Here is a 20,834-nt window from a genome sequence, read left to right on the forward strand (position 1 = left end):
TGCGGCGAGATGCAGGCGGGCCGGGCTCGAGACGAAGCCCCGCGCATCTCGTCGCCTTTCGTCGCGCCCGATCTGATCTTGCGCTTGTCAGCGCGGCGAGTTTCGTTCGGCGAGAATAGAGTCCGACAGCCGACTTTATTGCTTGGTCTCGTGACTTCATCCCTTGCCCTCATGTCCGTTGCAAAGGCCGAAAGCGGGCTCGCCTCCTATTACGGATGATGAGCGCGGGCGTGGTGAGGGTCTCGGTGGAATAGTCCTCTGTGCGCGCTATAGTGCCGCCCAAAGCAAGGGGGCGCCATGGCCAGGATCAGGGTGGGAGTCGTCGGCTGCGGCTTCGTGTCGGAGCTGCACATGTATGCGTTCCGGCGCGTTTATGGCGTCGACGTCGAGGTCGCGGCGGTTGCGGCGCGTGGCGACCACGTCGTCGAATTTGCCGATCGACACAACATCCCGCGCGTCCATCGCAGCTTTGCCGATCTGGTCGCGGACGCCGATCTCGACGTCATTGACATCTGCACCCCGCCCAATCTCCATGCCGGGATGATCGTCGGCGCGATGCAGGCCGGCAGGCATGTGATCTGCGAAAAGCCCTTCGCCGGCTATTTCGGCCGCGAGGGCGACGAGCAACCCATCGGCAAGCACGTGCCGAAGGCGCTGATGTACGAGCGCGTGCTGGAAGAGATGGACGCGACGCGCGCCGCGATCGAGCGGACCGGGAAGCTCTTCATGTACGCCGAGGATTGGATCTACGCGCCGGCGGTGACCAAGATCGCGGAAATCATCAGGGCGACGAAGGACAAGATCCTGTTCATAAAGGGCGAGGAAAGCCATTCCGGCTCGCACGCCGCCCATGCCGCGCAATGGGCCATGACCGGCGGCGGCTCGCTGATCCGCATGGGCTGCCACCCGCTTTCGGCCGTGCTCTATCTCAAGCAGGTCGAAGCGAAGGCGCGCGGCGAGAGCATCCGCGTCGCCAGCGTCACCGGCGACATCGGCAACGTCACCGCCGGCCTCAAACCCGAAGAGCGCGTCTACATCAAGGCCAATCCCGTCGACGTCGAGGACTGGGGCACTCTCACGGCGACCTTCTCCGACGGCACCAAGGCCACCGTGTTCTCCGGCGACATGATCATGGGCGGCGTGCGCAATCTGATCGAGACCTATACGAGCGGCGGCTCGCTGTTCGCCAACATCACCCCGAACACCCATCTGATGAGCTACCAGACCAGCGAGGAGAAGCTCGCGGGCGTCTACATCACCGAAAAAGTGGACCGCAAGACCGGCTGGCAATATGTCTGCCTCGAAGAGGAATGGACGCGCGGCTATTTGCAGGAGATCCAGGACTTCATGGAATGCGTTGCGACCGGACGACAGCCGCTGTCGGACCTCGCGCTCGCGTATGAGACGATCAAGGTGAACTACGCCGGCTATTGGGCGGCGGAGGAGGGGAGAAGGGTGGTGTTGTAAACACCGGCGGAGCGGCAATGTCACCTCGCCCCGCTCGCGGGGAGAGGTCGGAATTCAAGCGAAGCTTGGATTCCGGGTGAGGGGGCTGTCCGCGAGTCCGACTGTCACCGCCCCTGCGGAGACTCCCCCTCACCCCAACCCTCTCCCCGCAAGCGGGGCGAGGGAGCGCAGCACCTTCGCCGTCGCGGACTGCGCCTCACGCCCCGTAGGTCGAGCCCTTCGGCAGCGGGAACACCGGGTCCCGTGTCTTGATATTGGTCGGCCACACCACCGAGATGTGCTCGCCCGCGTTCTGCATCACCACCGGTGTCGAGCGTTCGTTCTGGCCGGATAGCGGCGTGCCCGGCGGGAAGAATTTCACGCCATAGCCCTGGATGGTGCCGCCTGCGGGGATGTCGACGTCGAGCGCCGCCTTGCGGATGGCCTCGGGCTCGAAGCTGCCGTACTTCTCCTTGGCGACCGGCAGCACGTTGTTGAGCAGCACCCAGGTCTGGTTGAAGCCCATCGAGCAGTGTGGCGGCACGTCGGTCGCACCGGTCTTGGCCTTGTAGCGCGTGACCATGGCGTTGATCAGATCGCCAATGCCCGGCGCGAGCTTGGCGGGGTCGAGCAGTTGCGCCGGCACCGGGTCGATGTTGCAGAAATTGTCGATGTCGGCCCCGAAGGTGGCGCGCAGCTTGTCGAGCTGGCTGTAGCCGGCGCCGGCCCCGAACAGCATCTTGAAGCGCAGGCCGCTCTCGCGCGCCTGGCGCAGGAACAGGGTGATGTCGGGGTTGTAGCCGGCATGCGAGATGACGTCGGCCTTGGCGCGCTTGATCTTCGTGACGAGCACCGACAGGTCCGGCGCCGATGCCGAATAGCCCTCGCGCAGCACCACCGGGATGCCGGCCTGCTTGGCATAGGCTTCGTCGGCCGTGGCGACGCCGACACCATAGGGCCCGTCCTCGTGGATCAACGCGACCTTGACCTCCTTCGGGTCCATGCCGAGCTTGGCTTTCGCGTGCTCGTTGATGAAGCTTGCAAAGGCCTGCCCGTATTGATCCGAATGGATCTGCGCGCGAAACACGTATTGCAGGTTCTTGTCCTTGAACACGGCGGTCGAGACCGCGGTCGTGATCCAGAGGATCTTCTTCTGCTGCTCGACCTTGGCCGCGAGCGGCACCGCATGCGAGCTCGCATAGACGCCGTTGAGGATGTCGATCTTCTCCTGGCTGATCAGCCGTTCGGCCTCGTTGATCGCAACGTCGGGCTTGCTCTGGGAATCCGCGGCGACCGGAGCAATCTTGGTCTTGCCGCCGATACCGCCCTTCTCGTTGACGAGATCGATCGCGATCTGCGCGCCGATCGACGAGGCGACCGAGCCGCCCGCGGCGAAGGGGCCGGTGAGGTCGTAGATCAGGCCGATGCGTAGAGTCTCGGCTTGCGCCTGGGCCCTGGTCCAATCAAGGCTGAGTGCGGCGGCGGCAGCCGCCGATGTCTTCAGCAGCTGCCTGCGTGAAGTCGGCATCCTATCCTCCCTCAAAACCGTCTTATGATTGGTTGTTATTTTTTGCGAAGTATGGGGAGCGGGGCGGCGGAAAGTCAACATGGCCCAAGGTCGATGGGCACCGCCACAACGCAGCTGCGAAAGACAACTAAACGGCCCACCGCTCCCCGGGAAGCGATGGACCCGACATCGGCGAGCCGACTACTGTGACAGCTTCACGAAGTTTGGAAACTTCATCTTGCCTTCGGCGATCCTCTCGGGCCAGACCACGACCTGCTTGGAGTCCTGCCACTGGAACACGAGGCCGGTGACGGTGCCGGGGCCGGATTTGATGCCGTGGGTGAACTCGTCGTTCTTGCCGTAGAACTGGATCCGGCCGATCGTGCCCTCGTAGTCGGTCTTCTCCAGTTCGGCGACCATTTTGTCGGGATCGGTCGAGCCAGCGCGCTTGATCGCGTCGGTGATGATGTAGACCTCGTCGTAGGCGGTGTAGCCGGTATAGGCCGGGGGGCTACCGAACTTGGCCTTGAAAGCGGCGGCGAACGGCTTTGTCTTCGGGGTCACGGCGACATTGGGTGTCGCCACCGCCAGCGACGGGATGCCGTCGGCGGCGCCATTGGTGTCCTTCCAGAAGGTCGGGCTCAACGCCTGCGCGCTGATGCCGAACATCGGGATCGGCACCTGCTGGTTCTTCCACTGCACCGTCGGCTGCACGCCGACATGCGAGATGCCTGTTACGATCACGTCGGGCTTCTTGCTCTCGATGTTGTTGAAGATCGGCGTGAAGTCGGTGGTATCAGGCGAGAAGCGGACGTGCTCGACGACCTTGAGTCCCGCCTTGGGCAGGCAGGCCTCGTAGCCGACGTCGAGCGGCTTGGTCCAGGCCGCGTCCTCGCTCATGATCGCGACGGTCTTGAACTTGAGCTTATCGACGAGCAGGTCCTTGGCCGCGTCGCAGACGAGTTGGGCCTGCGCGGCCGAGGTCAGATAGCCATGGAATGTGTACTTGTTCTTCTCGTAGTCGTTGTGGATCGCCTTGGTGATCTCGTTCGAGGCGGCGCCGGGCGTGATCAGGGGCATCTTCAGCCTCGCGGCCCACGGCTCCAGCGCCAGCACGACCTCGCTGATGTAGCTTGCGATCACCGCGGACACCTTGTCCTCGCTCACCGCGCGCTGGAAGGCGCGCACGGAGTCTGCCGACGAGCTCTTGTTGTCATAGGTGACGATCTCGACCTTGCGGCCGAGGATGCCGCCCTTGGCATTGATCTCGTCGGCCGCGATCTGCGCGCCGCCTGGCGTCGCCGCGCCGGCGATCGACTGCACCTCGGCGATGACGCCGATCTTGATCGGACCGTTCGACTGCGCGTAGGCGGGTGCGGCGAAGCACAGCACCAGCGCGGAGGCGAGCAAGCTGCTGCCGAGAATTGATGGTCGCATGGTCGTTTCCCTTTCCATGTTCTTGTTGATGTTGACGCACTCAAAGAAAATCGGCGCCGGCCTCCGCCGCGAAGCGACCGGGATCTCCCTCCCAGACGATCCTTGCGTGCTCCAGCACATAGACGCGGTCGGCATGTGGCAGCGCGAAGGTCACGTTCTGCTCGCCCAGCAGCACCGTGATAGCCGTGGTCTGCCGCAGCTTCGTCAGCGCCTTGGAGAGTAACTCGAGAATGACGGGGGCAAGGCCCAGCGTCGGCTCATCCAGGATCAGGATCTGCGGCTGCATCATCAGCGCGCGGCCAATGGCGAGCATTTGCTGCTCGCCGCCGGACAGAGTTTGCGCGAGCTGGCCCTGGCGCTCCTTCAGGATCGGGAACAGCTCGAACAGCCAGGCAAGCTGTGCGGCGCGCTTCTCGTCGGAGAGATGCTGGCCGCCGAGGTCGAGGTTTTCGCGAACGCTCATCTCGCCGAACAGCTCGCGCGATTCCGGACACTGAACGAGGCCGCTGCGCGCGATCTTCGCCGGGCTGGTCCCGCGCAGCTTCTCGCCACCGCGCACGATCTCGCCGCTATAAGGCAGGAAGCCTGAGATGGTGTTGAACAGCGTCGTCTTGCCGGCGCCGTTGAGGCCGACCACGGAAACGAACTCGCCCTCGTGGACGTGGATCGAGACGTTCTCCAGCGCCTGGGCTTTGCCGTAGAACACGCTGACATTCTCGACCTGGAGCAGCGGGACCTTGTCCTTGAAGCTGGTCTCGGGCCGCGCATGGGTCTCGATGGCGCCGCCGAGATAGACCCGGCGCACGGTCGCATTCCTCATGACCTCGTCAGCCCTGCCGGTGACGATCTCCTCGCCGAGATACATCGCGAGCACCCGATCGACGAGAGCGGCTACGCTCTTGACGTTGTGGTCGACCAGCATCACCGCGCGGCCCTCGTCGCGAAAGCTGCGGATCAGGTTCGAGAACATCTCGACCTCGGCGCGCGTCAGCCCGGCGAAGGGCTCGTCCACCAGCACGACCTTTGGATCACGCGCGATCGCCTTGGCGAGCTCGAGCCGGCGGAGGTCGGCGAAGGGCAACGTCGGCGGGCGGCGGTTCATCACATTGCCGAGCCCAACGCGCTCGGCGATCCATTCGGCGCGCTCGACCAGCGCCTTGTCCGGGAACAGCATGAACAGGCTGTCCGGCAGCAGCGCGACCACGATGTTCTCCAGCACCGTTTGCCGGTTCAGCGGCCGCGAGTGCTGGAACACCATGCCAAAGCCCTTGCGCGCGATCTTATGCGCGGGCAGGCCGGCGACGTTCTCGCCCTCGAAGATCACCTCGCCCGACGTCGGGCGCTCGATCCCCATCACACTCTTCATCGCCGTCGACTTGCCCGAGCCGTTCGGCCCGATCAGGCCGAAGATCTCGCCGCCATTGACCTCGAAGCCGAGGTTCTTGACCGCCGTCAGGCCACCAAATCGTTTGGTCAGGCCGCGGACTTCGAGCACGGCCCGGTTTGAAAGCCTCATATCCATCACGTGCGGGCCTCGCGCGAGAGGGCCGCTCCGAGGAAGCCGCCGGGAAAGAACAGCACGACGAGAAGCGCGACCGCCGAGACGATGAAGGTCGCGAGCTCACCGGTCGGCCTCAGGAATTCGCCGGCGACGATCAGGAAGATCGCGCCGAGTGCGGCGCCCAGCACCGTGCGGCGGCCACCGAGCACGGCGGCGACGATCACGTTCACGCCGACCGCGACGTCGACGACGGTGCCGACCGAGGCGGTGCCGAAATAGAACACCAGCAGTGCACCCGACAGGCCCGAGAAGAACGCGCTGACGACGAAGGCGGCGAGCTTGTGCTTGACGATGTTGAAGCCGAGCGCGCCGGCCTGCACCGGATCCTGGCCGCTGGCCTGCAGCACGAGGCCGATCGGCGATTGCGACAGGCCGTAGAGGATGGCCGCCGAAATGGTCATGAAGCCGAGCGCGATCCAGTAGTTGGTGCCGGCATCAATGCTGATGACGTCGGGGATGGTGAGACCGATCTCGCCGCCGGTGAGATCGGCGAACACCACGATGAAATTCTGCAGCATCAGCACCGCGACCAGGGTGGTCAGCCCGAAATAGGGCCCGCGCACGCGTAGCGCAGGCAGTGCCAGCAGGAGACCGGCGATGACCGAGGCGAGCGCGCCGAGCACGATGCAGGCATAAACCGACCAGCCGAACTGCGCATTCAGGATCCCGGCGGTGTAGGCGCCGACGCCGATCAGGAAGGTGGGCCCAAAGTTCACCTCGCCGGCAAAACCGAACAGAAGGTCCCAGGCCATCGCGAACACGCCGAAATAGAAGGCAACGGTGAGCAGGCCGAGCACATAGCCGGAGACGTAGAGCGGCAAGGTTGCCGCGATGACGACGAGCGCGAGCGAGATGATGAACAGGCGCGAGGTGAAGAAGGTGGACATCTCAGCGTCTCCCCAGCAGGCCCTGGGGCCGGATGTACATCACGAACACGAGCAGCAGCAGCGCCGGGATGGTGCGGTAGGCCGGCGAGACCAGATAGGCCGTCAGAGTCTCGAGATAGCCGACCACGAAGGCCGCAATCAGCGAACCCGAGACGCTGCCGAGGCCCCCGAGCACGACGATCGAGAATGCGCTCGCGGTCAGCGGTCCGACGCTGTAGGAGCTGACACCCAGGAACATTCCGAGCAGCACACCGGCGATGCCGGCCAAGATGCCGTAGATCGCCCAGACCACGATGTAGATGTTGGTAAGCTCGAGCCCGAGCAGGGTGACGCCGCGCGGGTTCATGGAAGCCGCCAGCACCGCCTTGCCGGTGCGGGTTCGGTTCACCAGAAGCCACAGCAGCGCAATCACCAGACAGCACACGATTGCCGTGAAAATCTCGTTGCGTGGCGTGCGGACGCCGAGGATCTCGACCACGCCCTCGACGATCGGCAGCACGGTCTTGGCGTTGTTGGTGAAGAAATAGGCGATCAGTTCCTGGATCATGATGCCCCAGAGCAGCGTGCCCGTGAGGACGAAGATCTCCTTCTCCTCATTGGGGATGCGCCGGGAATCCTGGATCGGCTTCACCACCACGAAATAGGTGGCAAACGCGGTGAGAAGCGCGACACCGACGCCGATCAGCGCGCCGGCATAGGTGCCGACATTCAGCACGCTGGCTGCGGCCCAGGCCGCGACCGCTGCCGCTACCATGATGGCACCGTGGGAGAGGTTGAGTACGCCGGAGACGCCGAAGATCAGGGTGAAACCGGTGGCGCCGAGAGCGTAGAGAGCGCTGATGGCAAAGCCATCGATCAGAATCTGGAATGCTCGCATTGCTGATTTGCCGGGCAGTGTGGCTGCCGCTTGAAGGAAAGGTGCTGCGTGAACCGCATGCAGAAAGCCGTCCGGGCAAGGCCCGGATGCCGTCCGATCAGTTCGCGGGTAAGTTGGATGATGTTCGGGAGACCGACGTCAGTTCTGACGACGTCCTTCGCGCCGATCAGGGCGGCGTCGAGCGAATTCGCAACGCAACAGAGAGTCTTTTCTTCATGTTGTTTCTCTCCTTGAACAAGCTTCTCGTGAGCTATTGGAGCGCGACTATACCGGCGAGCGCAGTCTCGGCAAGTGAAACTGCGTTCAGGATTGCGAGAGGCGGTTTGAGTCTGGCGCGGCGCAAATAGAGAGAGCAGTGCAGTCATGCAGATTTCGGCGGCACCCATGCATGTACGTCAGCGCGCGCAGCAGAGACGGATCGAGCGGGATCGAATGGTGAGAGGTCGTGTCGTACACGATGCTTGGGCGTTGGCCATAGACAGCGGGCAGGCTTATCCATGCGCCGCGAAGCCGCCGGCCTTGCCCGAGGCGGCGGCCGCCACCTCGGTCCGTTACACCACGATGACGTCGATGCCGCGGCGGAGAAGGAACCACGCGATACAGGCCCCGATCACGCCGGCGCAGATCACAACGCGCATGGTCTCTGCCCTGACGATCCTTCTTGCATCGAAAGAACTGTCGAAGAATTCGGCGCCGGCGTGGCACGCCGGCGCCGTGTGGTCGACATTGGTCGCCTCGCTCAACCCGAGCCCGCGCCTTGCGTCGCCGTGTACACGGCGTAGAGCGACTGGCTCGCCGCCATGAACAGGCGATTGCGTTTCGGACCGCCGAAGCAGACGTTGCCGCACACTTCCGGCAGGCGGATGCGGCCGAGCAGCTTGCCCTCCGGCGACCACACGGTCACGCCGCTGTAGCCGACGGAGCGGCCGGCATTGCTGGAGGCCCAGAGGTTGCCGTTGACGTCGCAGCGCAGGCCATCCGGTCCGCACTTCACACCGTCGATCACGCAATCGCTGAACTTCTTGAGGTTGGAGAGCTTGTTGTCGCTGCCGACGTCGAACACGAAGATTTCGCCCTTGCCGCCGGGGCCGGTGTCGCCCGGCCCCTTGCCGGTCGAGGCGATGTAGAGCTTCTTGTAGTCGGGCGAGAAGCAGAGCCCGTTCGGGTCGGGCACCTGGTCCTCGGTGACGACGAGATCGATGCGGCCGGAAGGGTCGATGCGATAGCAGTTGGTCGGCAGCTCGCGCTTGCCCGGCACGAAGCCGGCCGGCTGCCCGATCCGCGGATTGAGCTTGCCGCCCGCATTGCTCGGGCCGCCCGCGACGTCGGGCTCGCCCTCATAGAGCTGGCCGCCATAGGGCGGATCGGTGAACCAGTAGCTGCCATCGGGATGCGCGGCGACGTCGTTCGGCGAGTTCAGCTTCTTGCCCTGATAGGAGTCGGCGAGCACCGTGGCGGTGCCGTCATGCTCGTAGCGCGTCACCCGGCGCGTCAGGTGCTCGCAGGAGAGCTGGGCGGCCCTGGAAGTCGAAGGAGTTGCCGTTGGAATTGTTGGACGGCGAGCGGAACACGCTGACGCGGCCGTCGTCCTCGCTCCAGCGCATCTGCCGGTTGTTGGGAATGTCGCTCCACAGGAGATAGCGGCCCTGCGCGCTCCACGCCGGGCCTTCGGCCCAGAGCAGTCCGGTGTACAGACGCTTGATCGCGGTGTTGGGCTGCGCGAGATCGTTGAAGGACGGATCGACCGCGATGATGTCGGGGTCCCAGAAATAGGTGGTGGGTGCGCCGCGGGGGCTGAAATCACGCGGCGGGGGCGTGATGGTGGTCGGCGGTGCGGCGGGCCCGGTCTGGGCCAGCGCGGGGCCGGCTCCGATCACGGTCGCAGCGGCGCCGAACGTAAGTCCCCGGACAAGTGTTCGTCGTGAAAGCGCAGCGTCCTGGTCACGCTGCTCGTGGTCACGAGCCTCCTGGCGTGTCATCGCGTCCTCCCGATCATGTTCGCTGGCCGGTTGATCCGGCCGAGCTGGGCGGAGGTTAATGCGGTCCGCAGCCGGTTGCGAGCGCGGAATAGGGCTCTCCGCAGAGTCGGGTCGCAATCCGGTCATATTCGTTTGCGCTTGGAATGGCGGCGCTTCGTGCTCGCATTGCGACATCAGCATGGCTCGGAAACGTTCCGCGAGACCGAGCAGAAATTTTCTGCGGCAATGCGCGGCACGCAACGCGTTCGACGCATTTCAAGCCTTGATTTCGCGCCTATTGCCGCGCACAACCTGCCCCGGGGCGACGGACGGAGTTGATCGTGGCTGGCGTCATCGTACTGTTCTTGTTGCTGGGAGCCGCGTTCGCGGCCGGCTATTTCACGCGTGAATTCATTTCCAGGAAACGACGTGCGGAGGCACGTCGCTGGCGCGCGCATAGTGAGCCGGATTGGCTCCCCGCCAACGCGCCGGCCAACACCAACGAGATCGCAAGCGCCACCACGGCTGCCGTGGTCACCGGCGAGCTCGGTCAGATGCTGAATCGCTGGGAGACGAGGGCCCGCGCCCGCCGCGCGGGATAGCTGGCCGAATTGCTTCGCGCCATCCGGGCACCAAGGGCGCGCGGTGCTTGTCTGGCAAACGGCATGCGAGTTGGATCGATCGTGACGGTGCGGCTTGGTCCATCGTGCTTACCGCGATGACGCTGCGGGCGACGAGCCGGCTTGCAGCGGATACCTCCAGGCCGATGTCTATGTCCCGGCCGCGAGCTGCTTCCGCTTTTTGCCCGCCGTCGATATCAATGCGTCCTTGCGTTCCGCCTTGCTTTCCTCCTGCAGCAGATCGATGAAGGCGCGAAGCCCGGCCGTCATATGGCGGTGACGGGGATAATACAGGCGCAGGCCAGGGAATGGCGGTGTCCAATCGTCCAGCGCGGCTTGCAAGGCTCCGGTGGCGAGATATTTAGCCACCCAGAAATCGCTGACAAACGCGAGGCCTAGTCCTTCAAGCGCGGCTTCAACCATCAGGGCGTCATGGTCGAGCGTGAGCCTACCCGGCACGTCCACGGTGATCTCCTCCCCGCGCTTCTCGAACTCCCAGCGATAGAGCTTGCCGCCCGGCATCCGCCTGCGGATGCAGGCGTGACTGAGGAGATCCGAAGGCGACCTCAGCAATGGATTGCGTGCGAAATAATCCGGCGCGCCAACGACGATGAAGCGGGAGGCCGGACCGCAGGGAATGGAGACCATGTCCTGCGGCACGGCTTCGGCCAGTCGAATTCCGGCGTCGAAACCTTCCGCGACAATATCGATGTGACGCCCCTCCAGGACAAGTTCGACGTTCATGTCGGGAAAGCGCCGCAGGAATTTCCCGACGACGGGGCGGAGGATCTGGTGCGCAGCGCGCTCCTTCAGATTGATGCGAAGCGTTCCCGTCGGAGTGTCGCGAAACTCGTTCACATCTTCAATCGCGCCGGCAATCTCGCGCAACGCGGGCCCAACCCGTGCAAGGAAACGCTCACCTGCTTCCGACAACGACACGCTCCGCGTCGTGCGATGGATGAGGCGGACGCCGAGCCGTTTTTCGAGCGCGGCGACCGCATGGCTCAGGGCCGAGGGCGAAATGCCGAGCTCAGTCGCGGCCGCGCGGAAACTGCGGTGCGCCGAAATCGCGGCAACGGCGTGCAGTTCGAAAAGACCGGTGTGAAGCATTGTACCATATCTTGCATCATGTCATGCCATTTTATGCCGATTATCGCATTAATCAACCCGACTATATTGAGCCCGCATTCACGACCCGAAGGACATCTCACATGGCAAAGACCTTCCTCATCACCGGCGTTTCGTCGGGCTTCGGCAGGGCATTGGCGGAGGCTGCGTTGAGCGACGGCCATACCGTTGCCGGCACCGTGCGCAACGACGCCGACAAACAGGGCTTCCAGGCGCTCGGTCGCGGCGCGCATGCGGTGCTCCTGGACGTCACCGATACCGGGGCGATCGCGCCTGCGGTTGCTGACATCGAAAGCAGGCTCGGTACGATCGACGTGCTCGTGAACAATGCGGGCTATGGCCATGAGGGCATCCTGGAAGAATCGTCCATGGACGATCTGCGACGCCAGTTCGAGGTCAATGTGTTCGGCGCTGTGGCGATGATCCAGGCCGTGCTGCCTTCCATGCGAAAGCGCCGTGCCGGACATATTCTGAACATTACGTCGATGGGCGGGATCATGACGCTGCCGGGCTTGAGCTATTACCACGGCAGCAAGTTTGCTCTGGAAGGGATCTCCGAATCCCTTGGCAAGGAGGTCAAGGGGCTCGGGATCAAGGTCACCGCGGTCGAGCCCGGCAGCTTCCGCACCGACTGGGCCGGTCGATCGATGGTGAGGGCGGCACGATCGATCGGAGACTACGACGCGATCATCGAGCCGATCCGCAAACGGCGCATGGAGCTGAGTGGCAAACAGGTCGGCGATCCCAGGAAGGCCGCGCTGGCGATGCTGAAAGTCGCGCTGTCGGCAGATCCGCCGGCGCACCTGCTTCTCGGCAGTGACGCAGTGCGGCTGGTCGACGAAAAGATGAAATCGTTGCAGGCCGAGCTCGATGCATGGAAAGGCGTTTCACTTTCCACCGATGTGGCGTGACGCGTGCCCGTACGCTCGCGGCTGGCGTTTTAAGCGCGCCGGGACAGGCCAGCGGCCGACGGGCCATGCTTCCAACCAGGTCAGTCTTCCTGACCATCTTTTGGCGTTGCAGTTGCGCCCGTTTGTCGTCTAGAAACGGCCGCATCGGTCCTCCTGGCAACTAACCGTCAACGGTTTTCGCCGAGGATTTCGGGGCTCAAAGGGTCTGGCAATGTTGATTCGCGGCCAAATCGAGGGGATTTCGGGGGAGGTGGCTCTGGCCGCCGCCACGACCTCGGCCGCGTTGCTGCCCACCCTCCTTATTGGCGGCCTTCTTCTTACTTGCCCCTGAGGGCCGGCTGGGCGCCACGCGCCTGGGCGCTCAGGGGTTGGTCGAGATCACCGGACACCTCAAGCGCCAAGGGACAAATCGGTCTGAACGGCGCAAACGCTCAAAAGGAAATTTCGTAATGGCCACCCAGAACAAGTCCGACAAGGACCGCGTCATCATTTTCGACACCACGCTGCGCGACGGCGAGCAGTGCCCCGGCGCCACGATGACCTTCGAGGAGAAGCTCGAGGTCGCCGAGCTGCTGGACGACATGGGCGTCGACGTCATCGAAGCCGGCTTCCCGATCACCTCCGAAGGCGACTTCCAGGCCGTCAGCGAGATCGCCCGCCGCTCCAAGAACGCGGTCATCGCCGGCCTGTCCCGCGCGCATCCGGCCGATATCGACCGCTGCGCCGAGGCGGTGAAATTCGCCAAGCGCGGCCGGGTCCACACCGTGATCGCGACCTCGCCGCTGCATATGCGGGTGAAGCTGAACAAGACCCCGGAGCAGGTGATCGAGACCTCGGTCGCCATGGTCGCGCGCGCCCGCAACCAGATCGACGACGTCGAATGGTCGGCGGAAGACGGCACCCGCAGCGAGATGGACTTTTTGTGCCGCATCGTCGAGGCCGTCATCAAGGCCGGCGCCACCACGGTGAACATCCCCGACACCGTCGGCTACACGGTGCCGGAGGAATACACCCACTTCATGAGGACGCTGATCGAGCGCGTGCCGAACTCTGACAAGGCCGTGTTCTCGGTGCACTGCCACAACGATCTCGGCATGGCGGTCGCGAACTCGCTGGCCGGCATCGTCGGCGGCGCGCGCCAGGTCGAGTGCACCATCAACGGCATTGGTGAGCGCGCCGGCAACGCGGCGCTCGAAGAGATCGTGATGGCGATCAACGTGCGCAACGACAAATTCCCGTACTGGAACAAGATCGACACCACGCAACTCACCCGCGCCTCGAAAGTAGTGTCGGCGGCGACCTCGTTTCCCGTGCAGTACAACAAGGCCATCGTCGGCCGGAACGCCTTCGCGCATGAGAGCGGCATCCACCAGGACGGCGTGCTGAAGGACGCCTCGACCTACGAGATCATGCGACCCGAGATGGTCGGCCTGAAGCAGTCCTCGCTGGTGCTCGGCAAGCATTCCGGTCGCCATGCCTTCGTGCACAAGCTGGAGGAGATGGGCTACAAGCTCGGTCCGAACCAGCTGGAAGATGCGTTCACGCGGATGAAGGCGCTGGCCGACCGCAAGAAGGACATCTACGACGAGGACATCGAGGCGCTGGTCGACGAGGAGATGGCGGCGTCCCACGATCGCATCAAGCTGACTTCGCTGACGGTGATCGCGGGCACGCATGGCCCGCAGCGCGCCACCATGAAGCTCGACGTCGACGGCCAGATCAGGATCGAGGAAGCCGAGGGCAATGGTCCGGTCGACGCGGTGTTCAACTGCATCAAGCGCCTAGTGCCGCACGAGGCCAAGCTCGAGCTGTACCAAGTCCACGCCGTGACAGAAGGTACCGACGCGCAGGCGGAAGTCTCGGTACGGCTGTCCCAAGAGGGACGTTCGATGACGGCGCGCGCGGCCGATCCGGATACGCTGGTGGCCTCGGCCAAGGCCTATCTCGGCGCGCTCAACAAGATCGTCATGAAGCGCCAGCGCGACACGGTGACGACGGCGGCGGCGAGCTGATAAGCGCCTTGACATCCGATCTGCAAAAACGCGGCGCTCTTGGCGCCGCGTTTTTCGTTGGCCATGAGCGTGTTATGTTAATGCATACCGTAACAATTGTGTTGTTAACATGTCATGTTAACGTTCCATTAACCGGCAGCGTAGCGCACCTCGCCCGCTGCTGGAGAATTTGAAATGGCTTTGACTGCTGGTTCCATCGCCTTCACGGGATTTAACGGCGACGGCAACGACAATCTATCTTTCGTTGCGCTCACCGATATTCCCCAGGGCACGGTGATCAACTTCACCGACAGCAACTGGAACGGAACCAGCTTTGCCTCCGGCAGCAGCTCGGAAAGCACAATCGCCTGGACGGCGACCAGTGCGGTCGCCTCCGGCACGGTCATCGACATCAACAACATCGGCAAGGGTACGTTCGGCGCCAGCGCCGGCACGGTCACCTTTACAAACGCCAACAATACGGGTCTGTCCAACGACAGCGAGGTGGTCTACGCTTATGTCGGCTCCGCGAGCGCGCCGACCTTCCTCGCCGCGATTTCGAATGTCGGCTACGCCACCGGCGACGGCACCCTGACCGGCACCGGCCTCGTCGCCGGCCAGACCGCCGTCAGCTTCACAGGCGGCCTCGATATCGTCGGCTACAACGGACCGCGCTCGGGCCTTGCCAGCTTCGCCGACTATCTTGCCGCGATCGGCAACACCGCCAACTGGCAGACCCAGAACGGCAGCGGCGACCAGAGCACGGACGGCAGCGCGCCTAACGCGCCGTTCCCGACCACCGCATTCACGGTGAACGCGCCTGCGGCGCAGCAGATCTCGTTCTTGCCGTCGAGCGAGTCGGCTGCTGAAGGCAATAGTGGGCCCCATTTCTATTTGTTCAACGTCGTGCGCAGCGGCGACACCACCGGCGCGGTGAACTTCTCCGGCACCTTCTCTGCCGGCACCACAGACGCGGCTGACTACGGCGGCACGCTGCCGGGCTCGACCTTCAGCGGTACCATTGCCGACGGCGCGACCTCCGCGACAGTTACCATCATATTCTCCGGCGATACCACCGCAGAGCCCGACGAGAGTTTTACCCTTACGCTGACAAGCGCCAGCAATCCAAGCACGACGGTGACCATCGGCGCCGCAACTGCGACCGGCACCATCACCAACGACGACGGCACCGTGTTGTCGAGCAACTCGTCGACCCCGGTGACGCTGGCTAACAACGACCAACTCACGGTCCTGAGCGGCGTGACGCTGTCCGGCTCGACCCCGGTCACCTGGGTTGGCGGCTCGACCGCGCCCGGCGCGCTGCTCGATAATTCCGGCACCATCAGCGGCACCAACCGCGCCGTCTACACCAGCGGCTCGGCGAGCGGCAGTTTCACGATCAACAACGATACGGGTGCGACCATCACCGCGACCAAGGACGCGGTGAAAATCTCCAACCTGGTGTCCGGCACCTCCGGCACGTTCACGGTCAACAACGAAGGCACGATCTCCTCCACCGGAACCGACGGCAATGCGGGCCAGGCACTCGATCTCGACGACGTGAATTCGAGCGGCGTCAACACCGTCATCAACAATGCGGCGACCGGGGTGATCACCGCCGCCGATGCCGACGCGATCCGCGCCGGCGCCCATGCGACCATCAATAATTACGGGCAGATCGTCAGCCACAACGCCTCGGCCTCCTCCTCGGGCAACGACGCGATCGACTTTCAGTCTGTCAATAGCGGCGGCGTGGTCAACAATTTCGCCGGCGGAATCATCGACGGTGCGCGCCACGGCATCACCGGCGACCAGCCGATCACCGTCAACAATGACGGGACGATCACGGGCGCGGCCGGGTCCGGCATCAACCTGGACAGCGCGCCGGATACGACCACCATTGTCGCGAACCACGGCACCATTACCGGCACCTCGGTTGGCGGCGCGGATGCCGACGGCATCGACGTCGACGGACTCGTCTCGATCGACAATTTCGGCACGATCAAGGCGGTCGGCCTGGCCAACTTCGCCAACGGTCTCAACGAGGCACTCGCGATCGGCGGCGGCTTCGTCCACAACCAGGTCGGCGGCCTGATCGCCGGCGACCAGCGCGCGATCACGGTGAACGACAGCGATGACGGCAGCGCCTTCGGCGCCATGACGATCATCAACGACGGCACGATCCGCGGTAACAACGGCGAGGCGATCTCGATCGTCGGAGCGTTCGACGACAGCATCACCAACACGGGCAGCATCTTCGGCAGCATCGCGCTGGCCGGCGGCGACGACACGCTCGTCAACGGTGGAACCATCATCGGCGACGCCATGATGGGGGAGGGGGACGACAGCATCACCAACACGGGCAGCATCTTCGGCAACATCGCGCTGGACGGTGGCGACGACACGCTCGTCAACGGTGGAACCATCATCGGCGACGCCATGACGGGGGAGGGGGACGACAGCATCACCAACACGGGCAGCATCTTCGGCAACATCGCGCTGGACGGTGGCGACGACACCCTCGTCACCGGTGGAATCATCACCGGCGATGCCATGATGGGGGAGGGGGACGATAGCATCGACATCCTCACGGGTTCGGTGGTCACCGGCACCATCGACGGCGGCGACGGCATCGACACGCTGGAATTGTCCGGCAGCGGCTTCGGCTCGTTGCTCGGCACGGTGGTCGATGTCGAGAAACTCGAGATCCAGAGCGGCGTCTGGCGCATCGAGGACGCCGCCGGCTATACCGAGATCACGGTCGAGAGCGGCGCGGGCGTCGTCCTGGAAGGAACGGCCAGCGGAATGGTGATTGCGGACGGCGGGGCACAGTCGGTGTATGGTTCGGCCGTGAATTCGGTGGTTTCCGGCAACCAGTACGTCCAGATCGGCGGATCGGCCCACGGCACGACGGTGGCGGCCGGTGGCGAACAGGACGTCTACGGCGGCGGTCTTGCCACCGACACGACGATCGACGGCGGCACGCAGACCGTGTTCGGCGTCGCGACCGATACCACGATCGCGAGCGGTGGCATCCAGCACGTCCACAACAACGTCTTCTCGACCTTCGTGAATGACGGCGGCGAGCAGAATGTCTACATCGACGGCAGCGCCACCGGGACCACCATCAACGCCGGCGGTCTCCAGATCGACTGGGGTTTTACCATCACCACGACGATCAGCGGCGGCCATCAGTTCGTGTTCGGATCGGCGACCCTGACGACGATCAATTCGGGCGTGCAGACCATTCAGAGCGGCGGAACGGCGAGCGACACGACGATCCATGGCGGCGAACAGAACGTCTATTCCGGCGGGAACGCGATCAACACCACGATGGACGGCGGCAGCCAAGCGGTCTACGGCAGTGCAATCCAAACCATTATCGACAACGGCGCCATCCAGTATCTCCACGGCACCGCTTCGTTCACCACGGTTAACGCGGGCAGCCAGCAGAACGTCTATGCCGATGGCTTTGCGACCGGGACTACAATCAATGCCGGCGGCTACCAACTCGATTGGGGCGCCGCCAGCGGCACCGTCGTCAACGGCGGTGTGCAAGATGTGTTCGGAAACGCCATCGGCACGACCGTTCTGGCCGGCGCGCAGCACGTGCAGTCCGGCGGCAGTGCGGACGACACCACGATCGGCGCCGGCGCACTCGCCTATGTGCATGCGGGCGGCACGATCGACGACGTCGTCTTCGCCGGTCCCGCCGCGACTCTGGTGCTCGACCAGGCCTCCAGCTTCACCGGCACCCTCTCGGGCTGGCAGGACTATGACAGCATCGCTCTTGGTGACATCCTGTTCAGCGACGGCGTGACCTCGCTCAGCTATGCGGCGAACGGCGACAACAGCGGCGGCACACTGACGGTATCGGATGGCACGCAGACCGCGACGCTGAGCCTGCTCGGCCAGTACAGCGCGGCCGATTTTGCACTGTCGTCGGACGGCCATGGAGGCACGCTGATCAGCGACCCCGGCGTGGTTCAGCAAGCCCAGTTCGCAGCGGCGCTGCACGGCTGACGATCCCGGTGGTGGCGGTCGTTCCGCCATCGCCCGGAACTCCGGAAAGCGCTTTTCTCGCTGCAGGGCACAAGCCTTTCTCGCTGCAGGGCACAATATGCAAGGCCCCCCCTGCGAAGGGGCAGTAGCGCCCTGGCCGACTTCCCTATAATGCTCACTCCAAGCAATCGGGCTGGGGCCGGTTCATCGGCGCCCGGCGAAACGTGCGGGAGGAAGCATGAGAACATTCGTTTGGGCTGCGGCATTGGTTTCAGCTCTGGCCATCACCGGGCCGGCACTGGCCCAGTCGCCGATCATCATCAAATTCAGTCACGTCGTCGCCACCGACACGCCGAAGGGCAAGGGGGCGGAGAAGTTCAAGGAGCTCGCCGAGAAATACACCGGCGGCAAGGTCAAGGTCGAGGTCTACCCGAACTCGACGCTGTACAAGGACAAGGAGGAGCTCGAGGCGCTCCAGCTCGGCAGCGTGCAGATGCTGGCTCCGTCCAACTCCAAGTTCGGGCCGCTCGGCATTCGCGAGTTCGAGGTGTTCGATCTGCCCTATATCCTGCCCGACCTGAAGACGCTGCGGAAGGTGACGGAAGGCCCGCTCGGTACGAAGCTGCTCAAGCTGCTGGATGCCAAGGGCATCACCGGCCTTGCCTATTGGGACAACGGCTTCAAGCAGATGAGCGCCAACAAGAAGCTGATCACGCCCGCCGACTATCAGGGCGTCAAATTCCGCATCCAGTCCTCGCGCGTGATCCAGGCCCAGTTCAAGGCGCTCGGCTCGCTGCCGCAGGTGATGGCGTTCTCGGAAGTCTACCAGGCGCTCCAGACCGGCGTCGTCGACGGCCAGGAGAACACCTGGTCGAACATCTATACCCAGAAGATGCACGAGGTGCAGAAGTACATCACCGAGACCAACCACGGCTACATCGGCTACGTCGTGATCGTGAACAAGAAGTTCTGGGACGATCTGCCGGCCGACATCCGCGACCAGCTTTCCAAGGCGATGAAGGAGGCGACCGCCTTCAGCAACACGCAGTCGCAGAAGGAGAACGACGACGCGCTCGCCGAGATCAAGAAGAGCGGCAAGAGCGAGATCATCAAGCTCACGCCGGAGCAGGACGAGGCGATGCGCAAGGCGATGGAGCCGGTCTACAAGGACGCCGCGAGCCGCGTCGGCCAGTCGCTGATCGACGAGTTCCAGAAGGAAGCGAAGAGCACGACGAACTGATCCTGACGGACGATGAATGATGAAAAGGCTTCCGTGCGGTCCGCACGGAAGCCTTTTTGTTGCGAATGATTTCCGATCGCGGCTGGAGGTAAAATCGGCCGTTACATCTTCGTAACAACGCGCTCCCTGTCCAAGTTGTAAGTTGCGTGTCAGCCGCGCCGCGCTCATCCTCGGGCATCCTTCCAGAGGAGGTTCGTATGAGGAAATTCACCATCGCAGCCATCGCCGTGCTCAGCATCGCCGGCTCGGGCGCGGTCTATGCCCAATATCATCGCCCGTGGATGGAGCACGTCCGCCACATGCGCATGAACCCCGAGGACCGCGCCGCCCTCGTCGACGCGCGGATCGCTGCCGTCCATGCCGGGCTGAAGCTCAACGCCGATCAGGAGAAGCTGTGGCCGCCGGTCGAGGCTGCCGTGCGGGAGTTCGCCAAGCTGCGCATCGATCGGGCCAACGCGCGGATGAATGCCGGGCCGGGCGATGCCGACAGGCCCGAGGATCCGATCGCCCGCCTGCGCCAGCGCGCCGAGGATATGGGCGCCAGTTCCGCCGCCCTGAAGAAGATCGCCGATGCCGCCGATCCGCTCTACAAGACCCTGGACGAGGGCCAGAAGCGGCGCCTCGCGGTGCTGACCCGCCACCGCGGCCCGTTCGGCGGCGGCGAGGACGGCCCGCGGCACCGCCATTTCATGGAGCGCATGGACCGCATGATGGATCGGGGCATGGACCACTTCCACCATGACCGTTTCGACCGTGATGGCGGTCCGGACCGGGACCGCGAGGGCCGGCTCTGAGCGGCTCGGGTTTCCGGCAGTTAACCCTGGTGAAGCCGCTGGAATCCAGCGGCTTTTCGCTTTTTGCGTCCCGCGGAAGAGGCCTCGGCAAACCCTTGGAAAACCTTCATCGGATCGCTTGCCAGACCCGGATCGCTTTGCTAAACGACCGGCCTCGCAAGGCTTTAGCCGCCTTTCGGGCGCATAGCTCAGTTGGTAGAGCAGCTGACTCTTAATCAGCGGGTCCCAGGTTCGAGCCCTGGTGCGCCCACCATATAAATCAAAGACTTACCGACGCTGTGCACCAGAACCGACCTTTCAGTTGGGAGGTCAGTTGGGAGTTTTTGTTCGGTTCTCGTGCCATCCGACGCCTCTCATGACGATTGGCGGGACGATTACGCGCTATCGCAGCGGTTATCTCGTTCACGGCGGCGTGGAGCGCTCTATCACGAAGAAGCCTTGGCGGCCGAGGAACGCTTTCATCTGGAATTGCTTC

15 protein-coding genes, 1 tRNA gene and 2 pseudogenes are annotated in these 20,834 nt (G+C 64.0%); 9 read left to right on the forward strand and 9 right to left on the reverse strand.

The annotated features are described in order from the left end of the window. Positions 1-297 precede the first annotated feature (297 nt). Positions 298-1,467 carry a Gfo/Idh/MocA family protein gene (locus tag EDE08_RS16575; protein ID WP_131869847.1) on the forward strand — a complete coding sequence of 390 codons (1,170 nt, stop codon included), beginning with the start codon at positions 298-300 and terminating at the stop codon, positions 1,465-1,467. A 196-nt stretch (positions 1,468-1,663) separates the two neighbouring features. On the opposite strand, the gene EDE08_RS16580 is transcribed toward EDE08_RS16575, so the two are convergent. The 5 genes from EDE08_RS16580 to EDE08_RS16600 all read right to left on the reverse strand — a co-directional run bounded on the left by EDE08_RS16580 (position 1,664) and on the right by EDE08_RS16600 (position 7,715). Next, positions 1,664-2,974 (reverse strand): ABC transporter substrate-binding protein, encoded by a 1,311-nt coding sequence (locus EDE08_RS16580; protein WP_131869848.1) that lies wholly within the window; start codon positions 2,972-2,974, stop codon positions 1,664-1,666. Between the two features lie 180 nt (positions 2,975-3,154). Beyond that, entirely contained in the window at positions 3,155-4,390 is a 1,236-nt protein-coding gene (locus EDE08_RS16585) for an ABC transporter substrate-binding protein (RefSeq protein ID WP_131869849.1), read from the reverse strand. Positions 4,391-4,430: 40 nt separating this feature from the next. Further along, positions 4,431-5,912 carry an ATP-binding cassette domain-containing protein gene (locus tag EDE08_RS16590; protein ID WP_165935929.1) on the reverse strand — a complete coding sequence of 494 codons (1,482 nt, stop codon included), beginning with the start codon at positions 5,910-5,912 and terminating at the stop codon, positions 4,431-4,433. After that, on the reverse strand, positions 5,912-6,838 hold the full coding sequence (locus EDE08_RS16595; RefSeq protein ID WP_131869851.1) for a branched-chain amino acid ABC transporter permease: 927 nt from the start codon (positions 6,836-6,838) through the stop codon (positions 5,912-5,914). The genes EDE08_RS16590 and EDE08_RS16595 overlap by 1 nt, the downstream gene beginning before the upstream one ends. Position 6,839: 1 nt before the next feature. Then, positions 6,840-7,715: a branched-chain amino acid ABC transporter permease gene (locus tag EDE08_RS16600; RefSeq protein ID WP_131869852.1), complete on the reverse strand. Its 876-nt coding sequence runs from the start codon at positions 7,713-7,715 to the stop codon at positions 6,840-6,842. On the opposite strand from EDE08_RS16600, the gene EDE08_RS16605 reads away from it, so the two are divergent. Next, entirely contained in the window at positions 7,706-8,062 is a 357-nt protein-coding gene (locus EDE08_RS16605) for a hypothetical protein (protein ID WP_131869853.1), read from the forward strand. The genes EDE08_RS16600 and EDE08_RS16605 overlap by 10 nt on opposite strands. Positions 8,063-8,266: 204 nt before the next feature. On the opposite strand, the gene EDE08_RS39115 is transcribed toward EDE08_RS16605, so the two are convergent. Then, on the reverse strand, positions 8,267-8,458 hold the full coding sequence (locus EDE08_RS39115) for an FAD-dependent oxidoreductase (protein ID WP_245524798.1): 192 nt from the start codon (positions 8,456-8,458) through the stop codon (positions 8,267-8,269). Beyond that, positions 8,455-9,798, reverse strand: a pseudogene (locus tag EDE08_RS16615) (SMP-30/gluconolactonase/LRE family protein). The gene EDE08_RS39115 and the pseudogene EDE08_RS16615 overlap by 4 nt, the downstream one beginning before the upstream one ends. A 216-nt stretch (positions 9,799-10,014) precedes the next feature. Between EDE08_RS16615 and EDE08_RS16620 the strand changes: the two are divergent. Beyond that, a complete protein-coding gene (locus EDE08_RS16620) occupies positions 10,015-10,275 on the forward strand; it encodes a hypothetical protein (protein ID WP_131869854.1) in 261 nt (86 codons plus the stop codon). 168 nt (positions 10,276-10,443) lie between these two features. Here EDE08_RS16620 and EDE08_RS16625 read toward each other — a convergent pair whose 3' ends face one another. Then, a complete protein-coding gene (locus EDE08_RS16625) occupies positions 10,444-11,181 on the reverse strand; it encodes a LysR substrate-binding domain-containing protein (protein WP_349627667.1) in 738 nt (245 codons plus the stop codon). 39 nt (positions 11,182-11,220) lie between these two features. Next, positions 11,221-11,403: pseudogene (locus EDE08_RS39500) on the reverse strand (helix-turn-helix domain-containing protein); the annotation flags it as partial. 101 nt (positions 11,404-11,504) lie between these two features. Here EDE08_RS39500 and EDE08_RS16630 point away from each other — a divergent pair. The 6 genes from EDE08_RS16630 to EDE08_RS16655 all read left to right on the forward strand — a co-directional run bounded on the left by EDE08_RS16630 (position 11,505) and on the right by EDE08_RS16655 (position 20,612). Further along, positions 11,505-12,332: an oxidoreductase gene (locus tag EDE08_RS16630; protein ID WP_131869892.1), complete on the forward strand. Its 828-nt coding sequence runs from the start codon at positions 11,505-11,507 to the stop codon at positions 12,330-12,332. A 449-nt stretch (positions 12,333-12,781) separates the two neighbouring features. Beyond that, positions 12,782-14,344, forward strand: coding sequence for a 2-isopropylmalate synthase (locus EDE08_RS16635; RefSeq protein WP_131869856.1), 1,563 nt, complete (start codon positions 12,782-12,784; stop codon positions 14,342-14,344). Positions 14,345-14,518: 174 nt separating this feature from the next. Next, a complete protein-coding gene (locus EDE08_RS16640) occupies positions 14,519-18,346 on the forward strand; it encodes a beta strand repeat-containing protein (protein WP_131869857.1) in 3,828 nt (1,275 codons plus the stop codon). A gap of 217 nt (positions 18,347-18,563) precedes the next feature. After that, complete coding sequence (locus EDE08_RS16645; RefSeq protein WP_131869858.1) at positions 18,564-19,565, forward strand: TRAP transporter substrate-binding protein; 1,002 nt, start codon at positions 18,564-18,566, stop codon at positions 19,563-19,565. A 197-nt stretch (positions 19,566-19,762) separates the two neighbouring features. Then, positions 19,763-20,359 carry a Spy/CpxP family protein refolding chaperone gene (locus EDE08_RS16650; protein WP_131869859.1) on the forward strand — a complete coding sequence of 199 codons (597 nt, stop codon included), beginning with the start codon at positions 19,763-19,765 and terminating at the stop codon, positions 20,357-20,359. A 177-nt stretch (positions 20,360-20,536) separates the two neighbouring features. After that, positions 20,537-20,612 (forward strand) — tRNA-Lys (locus EDE08_RS16655). The last annotated feature ends 222 nt before the right edge of the window (positions 20,613-20,834 follow it).

Origin of the sequence: Bradyrhizobium sp. R2.2-H, assembly GCF_004346455.1 — a bacterium.
GTDB lineage: Bacteria > Pseudomonadota > Alphaproteobacteria > Rhizobiales > Xanthobacteraceae > Bradyrhizobium > Bradyrhizobium diversitatis.

What these genes read in the sequence shown, in the direction of transcription:
- EDE08_RS16600 (WP_131869852.1), bottom strand. Translation starts at nt 7,715, where the DNA reads ATGCGAGCATTCCAGATTCTGATCGATGGCTTTGCCATCAGCGCTCTC.
- EDE08_RS16645 (WP_131869858.1), top strand. Translation starts at nt 18,564, where the DNA reads ATGAGAACATTCGTTTGGGCTGCGGCATTGGTTTCAGCTCTGGCCATC.
- EDE08_RS16650 (WP_131869859.1), top strand. Translation starts at nt 19,763, where the DNA reads ATGAGGAAATTCACCATCGCAGCCATCGCCGTGCTCAGCATCGCCGGC.
- EDE08_RS16605 (WP_131869853.1), top strand. Translation starts at nt 7,706, where the DNA reads ATGCTCGCATTGCTGATTTGCCGGGCAGTGTGGCTGCCGCTTGAAGGA.
- EDE08_RS16580 (WP_131869848.1), bottom strand. Translation starts at nt 2,974, where the DNA reads ATGCCGACTTCACGCAGGCAGCTGCTGAAGACATCGGCGGCTGCCGCC.
- EDE08_RS16630 (WP_131869892.1), top strand. Translation starts at nt 11,505, where the DNA reads ATGGCAAAGACCTTCCTCATCACCGGCGTTTCGTCGGGCTTCGGCAGG.
- EDE08_RS16635 (WP_131869856.1), top strand. Translation starts at nt 12,782, where the DNA reads ATGGCCACCCAGAACAAGTCCGACAAGGACCGCGTCATCATTTTCGAC.
- EDE08_RS16585 (WP_131869849.1), bottom strand. Translation starts at nt 4,390, where the DNA reads ATGCGACCATCAATTCTCGGCAGCAGCTTGCTCGCCTCCGCGCTGGTG.
- EDE08_RS16575 (WP_131869847.1), top strand. Translation starts at nt 298, where the DNA reads ATGGCCAGGATCAGGGTGGGAGTCGTCGGCTGCGGCTTCGTGTCGGAG.
- EDE08_RS16590 (WP_165935929.1), bottom strand. Translation starts at nt 5,912, where the DNA reads ATGGATATGAGGCTTTCAAACCGGGCCGTGCTCGAAGTCCGCGGCCTG.
- EDE08_RS16640 (WP_131869857.1), top strand. Translation starts at nt 14,519, where the DNA reads ATGGCTTTGACTGCTGGTTCCATCGCCTTCACGGGATTTAACGGCGAC.
- EDE08_RS16595 (WP_131869851.1), bottom strand. Translation starts at nt 6,838, where the DNA reads ATGTCCACCTTCTTCACCTCGCGCCTGTTCATCATCTCGCTCGCGCTC.